Source organism: Nocardioides sp. (assembly GCF_047607365.1).
GTDB lineage: Bacteria > Actinomycetota > Actinomycetes > Propionibacteriales > Nocardioidaceae > Nocardioides.
This window is the reverse complement of record NZ_JASGDD010000180.1, coordinates 1-10,734: the sequence shown is the minus strand read 5'-3', so window position 1 is coordinate 10,734 and position 10,734 is coordinate 1. Positions and strand designations below refer to the sequence as shown.

The window sequence follows — 10,734 nt, the reverse complement described above, 5'->3', positions numbered from 1 at the left end:
GCGCCCGGTCGGCCTGCTCGACGCCGTCGGCGCTCGCGACGCCAGCTTCGCCCGCCGCGTCCTGCGCGGGCTCGCCGAGGCCGCGCATGCGTGGGACGTACCGGTCCTCGGCGGCCACACCCAGGTCGGCGTGCCCGGCGCGCTGTCGGTCACGGCGCTCGGGCGGGTCGATCCCGGGCTGAGGGGCGCGGTCCCGGGCGGTGGCGGTCGCGCCGGCGAGACGCTCCGGGTGACCGCGGATCTCGGTGGCGCCTGGCGTCCCGGGTACGCCGGCGCGCAATGGGACTCCTCCTCGCATCGCTCCGGCGCCGAGCTGCGACAGCTCGCCGACGCCGTACCCGCACTGCGGCCGACGGCTGCCAAGGACGTCTCGATGAGCGGCCTCGTCGGCACCGCCGGCATGCTCGCGGAGGCCAGCGGATGCGGAGCGCTGCTCGACGTCGCGGCCATCCCCACGCCGCCCACCGCGGGCGCCGCCGACTGGCTCACCTGCTTCCCCGGCTTCGCCATGATCACCGCCCACGCCGAGGGGCCCGAGCTGGCCTCGGCACTCCCCGGCTTCGTCACCAGCGCCGCCTGTGGCGAGCTGATCGACGGCGACGGCGTCCAGCTGCGCTGGCCCGACGGCGTCACCACCCGTGTCATCTCCAGGACCGTCACCGGGCTCGGCCCGGCCTCTTCGAAGGACATCGCATGAGCACCACCTCCGTCGCGGCCGTCGCCGCCAACTTCGGCCGCGACGTGGAAGCCAACGTCGCCGCCATCGCCCATCACATCGAGACCGCCCGCGCCCGCGGGGTCTCCCTCCTGGCCTTCCCCGAGGCGTGCCTCGGCGGCTATCTCTCGGTCCTCGGCCGCGGCCGCGACGGGACCTTCAACGAGCAGCCGGACGACCTTCCGCCCGTGATGGACGTCGACGGACCCGAGGTGCGCCGGATCGCGGAGCTCGCCCGTGAGATGACGGTCGTCGTCGGACTCTGCGAGGCGAGCGGGTCCGAGCGCTACAACAGCGCGGTCGTCGTCTCCGGCGACGGCGTGCACGGCGTCCACCGCAAGATCCACCAGCCGCTGGGCGAGAGCCTCTTCTACGCGGCCGGCGACACCCTGCGGGCCTTCGACACTCCGGCCGGCCGGATCGGCGCGCTGATCTGCTACGACAAGGCCTTCCCCGAGGCCGCCCGCTCCCTCGCCCTGGACGGCGCCGAGATCATCACCGTGATCTCGGCCTGGCCGGCCTCCCGCACCGCGACCGCCGGCGATCTCGCCGAGGACCGCTGGACCAAGCGGTTCAACCTCTTCGACCAGGCCCGCGCGCTGGAGAACCAGGTCGTGTGGGTCGCCTCCAACCAGACCGGCACCTTCGGCAAGCTCCGCTTCGTCGCCAACGCGAAGGTCGTCGGCCCGGGCGGCGACGTCCTCGCCACGACCGGTCTGGAGGACGGTCTCGCCGTCGCGGAGATCGACGTGGCAGAGGCGCTGGAGACGGCGCGGCGATCGATGTTCCACCTCCGCGACCGCCGCCCCGACGCCTACCTGCGCGAGGAGCTCAGCCGTGCCTGAGATGACCTTCACCGTCCGCTGGCCCGACGGGCAGGTGAGCGATCTCTACTCGCCCTCGCTCGTCATGCACGACCACCTCACGATCGGCGCCCGCTACACCGTCGCCGAGTTCACCGCCGCCTCCACGCACGCGCTCGCCATCGCGAGCGAGCGCGTCCGCGCGAAGTTCGGCTTCGCCTGCACGAGCGCGATGGCGACGACCGAGTCCATCCACGCGCGGGCCGCTCGCTTCGCGCCCGGCGAGAGCGTCACCGTCCTCGCCATGGAGCCTCCGCTCACCTGAGCTGTGCCCTGACCCGCCCTGATCACAGGAGATCCGATGAACCGCACCAACACCGCCATCGTCGGCGGCGGCCAGGCCGGCCTCGCGACGAGCTGGCACCTCACCGCCGACGGCGTCGATCACGTCGTCTTCGAGGCGAAGACGCTCGCCCACGAGTGGGCCGACACCCGCTGGGACAACTTCACGCTCGTGACGCCGAACTGGCACTGCCAGCTCCCCGGCTACGCGTACGACGGACCCGACCCGGACGGCTTCATGACCCGGGACGAGGTGGTCGCGTGGCTGGCCGGCTACGCGCCGACGTTCGGCCCGCCGGTGCGGGAGCACTCCCGCGTCACCTCCCTGACCGAGCGCGATGGTGGCGGATTCCAGCTCACCGTGGCGGGACCCGACGGGGTCGAGGAGTGGGAGGCGGAGAGCGTCGTGCTCACCACCGGCGGCTACCACGTCCCGATCGTGCCGCCGTGGGCCGCCGCGATCTCGCCGGCGATCACCCAGCTCGAGTCCGCGCACTACCGCAACGCCGACCAGCTGCCCGAGGGAGCGGTCCTGGTCGTCGGCTCCGGCCAGTCGGGCGCGCAGATTGCCGAGGACCTGCACCTCGAGGGCCGCCAGGTGCACCTCGCGGTCGGCGACGCGCCTCGCGTCGCGCGCTTCTACCGCGGCAAGGACGTGATGACGTGGCTGGCCGAGATGGGCCTCTACGACACGCCGGTGCAGCACTATCCCGGCGGCCTGGCCGCCCGGGAGAAGACCAACCACTACGTGACCGGTCGCGACGGCGGCCGTGACATCGACCTGCGCCAGTTCGCGATCGAGGGCATGGCGCTCTACGGCCTCCTCGACGGCATCGAGGCGGCCGGCGGCACGACGCTGCGCTTCCGGCCCACCCTGACCGAGGCCCTCGACAACGCCGACTCGGTCTACAACTCCATCTGCCGCGACATCGACCGCTACGTCGAGCGGGAGGGGATCGAGGCGCCGGCCGGGTCGGCGTACGTGCCTGTGTGGGCGCCCGCCGAGGACCCGCTCGAGCTGGACCTCGCGGCAGCCGGGATCACGAGCATCGTGTGGGCGATCGGCTACCGGCCGGACTACCGCTGGGTGCGGGTCGGGGTCTTCGACGGCTCGGGCCACCCCACCCACACCCGCGGCGTGACCGCCGTGCCTGGGCTCTACTTCCTCGGGCTGCCGTGGCTGCACACCTGGGGGTCGGGCCGGTTCCACGGAATCGCCGCCGACGCCGAGCATGTCGCAGGCTGCGTGAGCGGCGCTCGCGACCGTAGGGTTCCGGTGTGACCCGAGCCCCCGGCACGATGCGCATCGGCGCGGTCGCGGCCCACTTCGGCCGCGACCTCGACCGCGCCATCGCGAAGATCGAGGGCATCGTCAACGACGCGCGCGCGAGCGGGGTCGATCTGCTCGTGCTGCCGGACGCCACGCTGGGTGGCTACCTGTCGGATCTGCGCCACCCGGACCCCTCGTCGCTCCCGCCCGCGCTCACCGAGGACTCCTACGAGATCCGGCGCATCATCGCGATGGCCGGGGAGATGGTGATCTGCTTCGGCTATGCCGAGGACGGGGGCGGCCGCCTCTACAACTCCGCTCTGGCGGTCAGCGGCGATGGGGTGCTGGGCCGCCACCGCAAGGTCCACCAGCCGGCCGGGGAGTCCCTCGTCTACGCCGCCGGCGACGCGTTCGCGCCGTTCGACACCCCGCTGGGCCGGATGGGGATGCTGATCGACTACGACAAGACCTTCCCGGAGGCGGCGCGCTCGCTGGCGCTGGACGGCGCCGCGATCATGGCCTGCCTCTCCGCGTGGCCGGCCTCGCTCACCGACCGCGCGTCACGGCTGCCGCAGGACCGCCAGTCCCGGCTCTTCGACCTCTACGACTCCGCCCGCGCCGCCGAGAACCAGGTCGTCTGGGTCTCCTCGAACCAGACCGGCGTGATGGGCGGCCTCCGCTTCCTCGGCCAGGCCAAGGTGGTCGGACCCGGCGGCGACATCCTCGCCCGTACGTCGTCCAAGGGCGGCCTCGCGATCGCCGAGATCGACGTGGCGGCCGAGGTCGACCGGTCGCGGCGGATCCTGCACCACCTCAAGGAGCTCAACCCGGGCGCCTACACGCGACCGGGCGGCACGTCGTGAAGGTCGCGCTGCTCACCTACTCCACCCGTCCGCGGGGCGGGGTGGTCCACACGCTCGCGCTCGCCGAGGCGCTCGCGGGTCTCGGCGTCGAGGTCGATGTCTGGACGCTCGCCCGCGGCGGCGACGAGACCTTCTTCCGGCCGGTCGACCCGGCTGTCGGCGTACGCGCGGTGCCGTTCGCCGACGTGGAGGGCGAGGAGGTCGGGGCACGGATCGGGCGCTCGATCGACGTGCTCCGGTCGGCGTTCGCCACCGCGCGCGGGGGCTACGACATCGTGCACGCGCAGGACTGCATCTCCGCGAATGCCGCCTTCCCGTGTGTCCGGACGATCCACCACCTCGACCAGTTCACGACGCCGCAGCTCGCCGCCTGCCACGACCGCGCCGTGGTGGAGCCGATCGCCCGGATCTGCGTCTCCACGGCCGTCGCGCGCGAGGTCGAGGAGGGGTGGGGCCTGACTCCCACGGTCATCCCCAACGGTGTCGACGCCGCGCGCTTCGCCCGCGGCGCCGAGGACGTCGCCGGGCGGGCGCGCTGGCGGGGCGAGCTCGGCGCGTATGTGCTCGCGCTCGGCGGCATCGAGCCCCGCAAGGCCTCGATCGACCTGCTCGAGGCGTTCGCCCTGCTGCGGGCGGCCCATCCGGATCTCCAGCTCGTCTTCGGCGGGGGCGAGACGCTCTTCGACTACCGCGACTATCGCGCCGCCTTCGACGCGCGGGCCGCGGAGCTCGGCATCACGCCGCGGGTCGTCGGCGTGCTCGCGGAGGAGGACCTGCCCTCGCTCGTGGCGGAGGCGTCGGCCCTGGCGATGGTCTCCACCAAGGAGGGCTTCGGCCTCGCCGCGATGGAGGCGCTCGCGGCCGGCGTACCCGTGGTCGCGCGGGACCTGCCGGTGCTGCGCGAGGTGCTCGGGGACACGGTCGCCTATGCGGCCGACGCGCCGGGCATCGCCGCGGCACGACGCGGTCATCACCGCGCCACCGTCACCGGCCGACGGCCGCGCGCTCGCGGCCGGCTACACCTGGGAGCGAGCCGCTCGCGCGCACCTGGAGTTCTACAGCCGTCTCGCCCCGGCGGTCGCGAGCGCCTCGCCGAGGTGAGTGAGCAGGTCGGCGGGGTCGCGGTAGACGGCGACGGCGCCTGCGTCGCGCAGCTCCGCCTCGGCGTACCCGCCGGTGAGGAGTCCGACCGTCGGGACGTCGAGCCGCGCGGCGGCGGCGACGTCCCAGGTGGCGTCACCGATCATGAAAGCCCGCTGCCCCCGCACGCGCTCCAGGGCCGCCTCGAGCAGCTCCGGATCGGGCTTGGCGCTCTCGGCGTCCTCGGCCGTGGTCCAGGCGTCCGTGCGCCGCTCGGCGTCGAGGAGGCCGAGCGCGTGCTCGGCGTGCTCGGGGATCGACGAGCTGGCCAGCACGACCTCCAGGCCGGCCCGGCCCAGCCCGTCGAGGAGCGCGGCCGCCCCGGGCAGCAGGCGGGTCTGGTCGATCACCGCGTCGTAGGCGCTCTTCCACGCGTCCTGCAGCCGATCGCCGAGGCGCTCGGCGACCTCGGCGCCGGCCACCTCCTCGATCAGCCGCTCGCCGCCCATCCCGATGTGGCGGTGAAGCTCCCACACCGGCACCGGACGGCCGACCTCGGCGAAGGCCCGCGCCCACGCCAGCGCATGGTGGTAGGCCGAGTCGAGCAGCGTCCCGTCGATGTCCAGCAGGGCGACGTCGAGATCGGGCATGCCGACCACGCTACCGACCGGCGGATGGCTACTTGCGCTGCCTCTCCCGCTCGCGCTCGTAGGCGGCCTGGTAGGCGGCGCGGACGGCCTTGCGGCGTCGGGACCGCTCGGACTCCGCGCGCGCCGGACGGGTGGCGTCGCCGCGGCCGGCCTGCACGCGCGCCTCGTCCCACAGCAGGTAGCCGAACCCGAAGATCGCGAGCAGGCCGAAGAACCACCACTGGATCCCGTAGAAGAAGTGCGGCCCGTTGCCGAGGTCGGGCAGGCCGTAGGGCTTCGGGGAGGTCGCGGGGGCGGGGTCCTCGGACTCGAGCTGCAGCCATCCGCCGTACGTCGTCAGGCCGGTCGCCCGACCGATCGTGACCGACGACAGGCCGCGGGTGTTGAGGTCCGGGTCGACCCGCGTCGAGTCGCCGCTGCCGTCGAGCCGGACGTAGCCGGTGACGGTGACGGTCCCGCTCGGGGGCGCGGGCACGTCGGCGAGCTCCACGTCGCCGTCGGTCGCGACGAAGCCGCGGTCGACGACGAGCGCCGTGCCGTCGGCGGTGATCAGGGGCACGACGGTGTCGATCCCCGCCTCGTCGTACTCGTCGCTGTTGCGGTAGCGCCACGTGACCATGTGCGTGGTGTCGTAGGTGCCGGTGGCGGTGACGAGCAGCCACTCGTCCTTCTTCGGCGCGGTGACGCCGGGGGAGAGGACGTCCCCGACCGCGACGGGCGTGCGCTGCTCGTTGGCGCGGACGATCGCGTTGTCGGACTTCCGGTCGGCGAGGCGGCCGAACTGCCAGGTGCCCAGCCACCACGTGCCGATCACGACGATCACCACGGCGAGGAAGAAGAGCAGCCAGCGACGGCTGACCAGGAACCTCAGGTCAGGCATGGGGCTCGGTCTCCCGGAGGAAGCCGCGCGCGCTGAGGAAGGAGCCCAGGGTCGGGCGATGCTCCTCGCAGGCCAGCCAGACCTTGCGCCGGTCGGGGGTGTGGATCTTGGGGTTGTTCCACCGCAGCTCCCACACGGCGGGCGCAGTGCAGCCCCTGGCCGAGCAGATCGGCTCGCCCGGCGGGCCGGTCATCGAGTCGGTCACCGGAGGTCGTGCCGGCTGGGCAGCTGGCGCAGCCGGTCCCGCTGGCTGGTGGGCATGCCGTAGGGGGAGGCCTCGCCGCGCTTGGGCGTCGAGGCGTTGGCCATGACGACGGCGACGTACGGCAGCACGATCGCCGCCAGGACGAAGATCATCGCCAGCCACAGCACGCCCGCGAGGCCCGTGACGCCCGCGAGGATGAAGCAGACCGTCCGGGCGAGCATCGCGGTGAGATAGCGCCGCTGCCGCACCTTGATGTCGTCCGCGCGCGCCGCCGGGGCGTCGGTGATCCGGATCGCCTCCGGTCCACCCTTCCTGCCCCGGGTCCTGCCGCCTGCCATGGAGACATCCTACGAACCAGGCGGGCGAATGTTGTCGGCGGCGTCGACCGGTCTGCGGGCCGCTCGTCCCTACCGTCATGGTCATGCATCTCGAACGCCCGGCCAGATCCGTCCTCGTCACCGGCGGCAACCGCGGCCTGGGCCGCGTGATCGCCGAGGCCTTCGTCGCCCACGGCGACCACGTCGCGGTCACCACGCGCAGCGGCGGCGCTCCCGAGGGCGTGCTCGAGGTCAAGTGCGACGTCACCGACCAGCACCAGATCGACGACGCCTTCGCCGAGGTCGAGGCGGCGCACGGCCCGGTCGAGGTGCTCGTCGCCAACGCCGGCATCACCCGCGACACCCTGCTGCTGCGGATGTCGGACTCGGACTGGGCCGAGGTCATCGACACCAACCTCACCTCCGCCTTCCGGCTCGCCCGACGGGCGTCGAAGGGCATGCTGCGCGCCCGCTCGGGCCGGGTCATCCTCGTCTCCAGCGTGGTGGGACTGCTGGGCAGCGCCGGCCAGGTCAACTACGCCGCGTCCAAGGCCGGTCTGGTCGGCCTCGCCCGCTCCCTGGCCCGGGAGCTCGGTCCGCGCGGCGTCACGGCCAACGTCGTCGCGCCCGGCTTCATCGACACCGACATGACCGCCGCGCTCTCCGACGAGCAGCGCGAGGCGATCCGCGCGCAGGTCCCGTTGGGGCGGTACGGCGACCCGGCCGAGGTGGCCGACGCGGTGCTGTGGCTCGCCGGCGCCTCCTACGTCTCCGGGGCCGTGATCCCGGTCGACGGCGGACTCGGGATGGGGCACTGACATGGGCTCACTCCTGGAAGGCAGGACGATCCTCGTCGCCGGCGTCACCATGGACACCTCCATCGGCTTCGCCACCGCCCGCGTCGCCCAGGAGCAGGGCGCGACGGTGCTCATCTCCAACTTCGGCCGGGCGCTGGGCATCACCCGCCGGATCGCGAAGCGGCTGCCGGCCGAGGCGCCGGTGCTGGAGCTCGACGTGACCGACCCGGCGCATCTGGCGGCGCTGCCCGACGCGATCCGCGAGCAGCTCGGCGAGGACGCGACTCTCGACGGCCTCGTGCACTCGATCGCGTTCGGCAACCCGGAGACGGTGCTCGGCGGGCGCTTCGTGGGCGCTCCGTGGGCCGACGTCGCGCAGGCGATCCAGGTGTCGTCGTACTCCCTGATGAGCCTGGCGCACGCGGTCCGTCCGCTGCTCTCCCCGGGAGCCGGGATCGTCGGGCTGACCTTCGACGCGAGCGTCGCGTGGCCGGCGTACGACTGGATGGGGGTCGCCAAGGCGGGCCTCGAGTCCTGCGCGCGCTATCTCGCCCGCGACCTCGGCGCCGACGGGATCCGGGTCAACCTGGTCAGCGCCGGGCCGCTCAAGACGCTGGCCGCGAAGGCCATCCCCGGCTTCGAGGAGATCGAGTCGGGATGGAAGGAGCGAGCGCCGCTGGGGTGGGACAACACCGACGCCGAGCCCACCGCGCGGGCCGTGTGCGCGCTGCTGAGCGACTTCTTCCCGGCGACGACGGGTGAGATCGTTCACGTCGACGGCGGTTATCACGCGATGGGGGCCTGAGCCTCCCTAGGCTGGCGCTCATGACTCGGACGCTCGTGATCGTGCGGCACGCCAAGGCCGAGCAGTTCGGTCCGTCGGACCACGAGCGCCCCCTGGCCGCGCGGGGCCGGGCGGACGCGGCCGCTGCCGGGCGCTGGCTCGCGGCCGCGGGGATCGTGCCGGACGAGGTGCTCGTCTCGACCGCGCTGCGCACCCGCGAGACCTTCGCCGCCATCGCCGACGCCGCCGGCTGGGAGGTCGAGCCGTGGATCGACACGACGCTCTACAGCGCGGGCGTCGACACCGTCCTCGAGCTGCTCCACGCGGTGTCCGAGGAGACCCGCACGGCCGTGGTCGTCGGCCACAATCCCACGGTCTCCATGGTGGCGCAGCTGCTCGACGACGGGTCCGGCGTGCCGCTCGGCGAGCTCGCCACCGGCGCCGTCGCCGTCTTCGCGTACGACGGCGCGTGGGCCGACCTCGACGTCGGCTCGGCCACGCTCCGGGCCTTCGAGGCCCCGCGCGGCTGAGCTGCCTCTTCGTCGCCCGTCCGGAGGTGGTGGTCGACCCCTCGACCCTCGTGACGCGGTGGCACCTCGCAGCGGCCGGGCGGGTCCGCGTCGCTCGGATCGCGCAGGGTGCGCCGTCGCCGTCGCGAGCGGGGGTCAGACCAGGGGAGCGGGGGTGACGTAGCCCTCGGCGGCGTCGGCGGCCTCGATCTCCTCCCGCTTGATGCCGAGCAGGTAGAGGATCGTGTCGAGGTAGGGCACGTTGATCGCCGTGCCGGCCTGGGAGCGCACGAGCGGCTTGGCGTTGTAGGCGATGCCGAGCCCGGCGGCCGACAGCATGTCGAGGTCGTTGGCGCCGTCGCCGATCGCGACCGTGGCGGCCTCGGGGATGCCGATCTCGGCGGCGATCTCGCGCAGCGCCGTCGCCTTCCCGGCGCGGTCGACGACGGGGCCGACGATGCCGCCGGTCAGCACGCCGTCGACGATCTCGAGCTCGTTGGCCCGCGCGTAGTGGATGCCGAGGTCGCGCGCCAGGCGGTCGGTGATCTGGCTGAAGCCGCCCGAGACGATGGCGAAGCGGTAGCCGAGGCGCCGCAGCGTTCGCACCAGTGTGCGCGCGCCCGGGTTGAGCTGGATCCGGTCGTAGACCTCGTCGATCGCGCTCGCCGGCACTCCCTTGAGCAGGGCCACGCGCTCGCGCAGCGACGCCTCGAAGTCGATCTCGCCACGCATCGCCCGCTCGGTCACCTCGGCGACCTCCGCCTCGCAGCCGGCGTGCGCGGCGATCATCTCGATCACCTCGCCCTGGATGAGGGTGGAGTCCACGTCCATCACGATGAGCCTGCTGCCGTGGCGGAGGAGGCTCGCCGGCTGCACCGCCACGTCGACGCCGCTCGCGGTGGCCTCGACCGCCAGCTCGGCCCGCAGCCGGTCCACGTCGGCGCCCGAGAGCGCCAGCTCGAACGCGGTCACGGGGTAGCGCGCCATCCGCTCGATCCGGTCGATGTTCGCCCCGGCGTCGCGGATCCGCCGCGTCACGCCGGCCATCGCGCCGGCGGTGAGCGGCACCCCGATCACCGTCACGTGGCAGCGGCCCGAGCGCTCCCGCTGGGTGTCGCCGGTGCCGTGCTCGATCTCGATGTTCATGCCCAGCTCGGCCGCCGCGGTGGCCATCGCGCCCTGGGCGGCCGGCAGGTCGGCCGGGACGGAGGTGAGCACGCCGAGGATCAGCCGCCCGCGGAGCACGATCTGCTCGAGGTCGAGCACGTCCACCCCGAAGGCGGCCAGGGTGGAGAAGACCTTCGAGCTGACGCCCGGCCGGTCGCGTCCGGTGAGCGTGAACAGCAGGGTGTCGGGACGTTCCATGGCGGCCGTGAGTCTAGTGCTCGCCGGCCGCGAACCGTTCGTGCGCCTCCCTGCGGCGACACGCCGGTGGTGTCGGCGCGTCCGGGGCGGCGGGCTCACGTCGTGTCCGGCCAGGCCTCGGGAGAGCCGGCGGCGACGAGGGCGCGGCGGGCGG

13 protein-coding genes and 1 pseudogene are annotated in these 10,734 nt (G+C 73.5%); 9 read left to right on the top strand and 5 right to left on the bottom strand.

Features of this window, described 5'->3' with window-relative positions; all coding sequences use genetic code 11:
- The 6 genes and pseudogenes from QM572_RS13860 to QM572_RS13835 form a co-directional block, all read left to right on the top strand.
- A partial coding sequence (locus QM572_RS13860; protein WP_415094066.1) for an AIR synthase related protein occupies positions 1-697 on the top strand: 697 nt, incomplete at its 5' end.
- The gene (locus QM572_RS13855; protein WP_415094065.1) at positions 694-1,560 is read left to right on the top strand and encodes a carbon-nitrogen hydrolase family protein; all 867 of its coding nucleotides are present in this window, start codon (positions 694-696) and stop codon (positions 1,558-1,560) included. The genes QM572_RS13860 and QM572_RS13855, both read left to right, overlap by 4 nt.
- Position 1,561: 1 nt before the next feature.
- The gene (locus QM572_RS13850; RefSeq protein ID WP_415094068.1) at positions 1,562-1,843 is read left to right on the top strand and encodes an MSMEG_0570 family nitrogen starvation response protein; all 282 of its coding nucleotides are present in this window, start codon (positions 1,562-1,564) and stop codon (positions 1,841-1,843) included.
- A 36-nt stretch (positions 1,844-1,879) separates the two neighbouring features.
- Positions 1,880-3,142, top strand: coding sequence for an MSMEG_0569 family flavin-dependent oxidoreductase (locus QM572_RS13845; RefSeq protein ID WP_415094064.1), 1,263 nt, complete (start codon positions 1,880-1,882; stop codon positions 3,140-3,142).
- On the top strand, positions 3,139-3,993 hold the full coding sequence (locus QM572_RS13840) for a carbon-nitrogen hydrolase family protein (RefSeq protein ID WP_415094063.1): 855 nt from the start codon (positions 3,139-3,141) through the stop codon (positions 3,991-3,993). Before QM572_RS13845 ends, QM572_RS13840 begins: the two co-directional genes overlap by 4 nt.
- A pseudogene (locus tag QM572_RS13835) lies at positions 3,990-4,901 on the top strand (MSMEG_0565 family glycosyltransferase); the annotation flags it as partial. The gene QM572_RS13840 and the pseudogene QM572_RS13835, both read left to right, overlap by 4 nt.
- Positions 4,902-5,048: 147 nt before the next feature.
- On the opposite strand, the gene QM572_RS13830 reads toward QM572_RS13835, so the two are convergent.
- The 4 genes from QM572_RS13830 to QM572_RS13815 are packed head-to-tail and all read right to left on the bottom strand — an operon-like array spanning position 5,049 to position 7,146.
- Positions 5,049-5,723 carry an HAD family hydrolase gene (locus tag QM572_RS13830; protein WP_415094062.1) on the bottom strand — a complete coding sequence of 225 codons (675 nt, stop codon included), beginning with the start codon at positions 5,721-5,723 and terminating at the stop codon, positions 5,049-5,051.
- A gap of 28 nt (positions 5,724-5,751) precedes the next feature.
- Positions 5,752-6,603 (bottom strand): SURF1 family protein, encoded by an 852-nt coding sequence (locus QM572_RS13825; RefSeq protein WP_415094061.1) that lies wholly within the window; start codon positions 6,601-6,603, stop codon positions 5,752-5,754.
- Positions 6,596-6,796 (bottom strand): acetone carboxylase, encoded by a 201-nt coding sequence (locus tag QM572_RS13820; RefSeq protein WP_415094067.1) that lies wholly within the window; start codon positions 6,794-6,796, stop codon positions 6,596-6,598. Before QM572_RS13820 ends, QM572_RS13825 begins: the two co-directional genes overlap by 8 nt.
- An 8-nt stretch (positions 6,797-6,804) precedes the next feature.
- Positions 6,805-7,146, bottom strand: coding sequence for a DUF3099 domain-containing protein (locus tag QM572_RS13815; protein WP_415094060.1), 342 nt, complete (start codon positions 7,144-7,146; stop codon positions 6,805-6,807).
- Between the two features lie 83 nt (positions 7,147-7,229).
- Here QM572_RS13815 and QM572_RS13810 point away from each other — a divergent pair, with 83 nt between their 5' ends.
- Genes QM572_RS13810 through QM572_RS13800 form a run of 3 tightly spaced genes read left to right on the top strand, consistent with a single transcriptional unit; the run spans position 7,230 to position 9,236 of the window.
- Complete coding sequence (locus QM572_RS13810) at positions 7,230-7,943, top strand: beta-ketoacyl-ACP reductase (RefSeq protein ID WP_415094059.1); 714 nt, start codon at positions 7,230-7,232, stop codon at positions 7,941-7,943.
- A gap of 1 nt (position 7,944) precedes the next feature.
- Positions 7,945-8,727: an enoyl-ACP reductase FabI gene (gene fabI, locus QM572_RS13805; RefSeq protein ID WP_415094058.1), complete on the top strand. Its 783-nt coding sequence runs from the start codon at positions 7,945-7,947 to the stop codon at positions 8,725-8,727.
- A gap of 20 nt (positions 8,728-8,747) precedes the next feature.
- The gene (locus QM572_RS13800) at positions 8,748-9,236 is read left to right on the top strand and encodes a SixA phosphatase family protein (protein WP_415094057.1); all 489 of its coding nucleotides are present in this window, start codon (positions 8,748-8,750) and stop codon (positions 9,234-9,236) included.
- A gap of 135 nt (positions 9,237-9,371) precedes the next feature.
- On the opposite strand, the gene serB is transcribed toward QM572_RS13800, so the two are convergent.
- On the bottom strand, positions 9,372-10,580 hold the full coding sequence (serB, locus tag QM572_RS13795) for a phosphoserine phosphatase SerB (RefSeq protein ID WP_415094056.1): 1,209 nt from the start codon (positions 10,578-10,580) through the stop codon (positions 9,372-9,374).
- Between the last annotated feature and the right edge of the window lie 154 nt (positions 10,581-10,734).

Coding starts and splice junctions, on each gene's coding strand:
- QM572_RS13810 (WP_415094059.1), top strand. CDS start 7,230: ATGCATCTCGAACGCCCGGCCAGATCCGTCCTCGTCACCGGCGGCAAC.
- fabI (WP_415094058.1), top strand. CDS start 7,945: ATGGGCTCACTCCTGGAAGGCAGGACGATCCTCGTCGCCGGCGTCACC.
- QM572_RS13825 (WP_415094061.1), bottom strand. CDS start 6,603: ATGCCTGACCTGAGGTTCCTGGTCAGCCGTCGCTGGCTGCTCTTCTTC.
- QM572_RS13855 (WP_415094065.1), top strand. CDS start 694: ATGAGCACCACCTCCGTCGCGGCCGTCGCCGCCAACTTCGGCCGCGAC.
- QM572_RS13830 (WP_415094062.1), bottom strand. CDS start 5,723: ATGCCCGATCTCGACGTCGCCCTGCTGGACATCGACGGGACGCTGCTC.
- QM572_RS13820 (WP_415094067.1), bottom strand. CDS start 6,796: ATGACCGGCCCGCCGGGCGAGCCGATCTGCTCGGCCAGGGGCTGCACT.
- QM572_RS13815 (WP_415094060.1), bottom strand. CDS start 7,146: ATGGCAGGCGGCAGGACCCGGGGCAGGAAGGGTGGACCGGAGGCGATC.
- QM572_RS13850 (WP_415094068.1), top strand. CDS start 1,562: ATGACCTTCACCGTCCGCTGGCCCGACGGGCAGGTGAGCGATCTCTAC.
- serB (WP_415094056.1), bottom strand. CDS start 10,580: ATGGAACGTCCCGACACCCTGCTGTTCACGCTCACCGGACGCGACCGG.
- QM572_RS13800 (WP_415094057.1), top strand. CDS start 8,748: ATGACTCGGACGCTCGTGATCGTGCGGCACGCCAAGGCCGAGCAGTTC.
- QM572_RS13845 (WP_415094064.1), top strand. CDS start 1,880: ATGAACCGCACCAACACCGCCATCGTCGGCGGCGGCCAGGCCGGCCTC.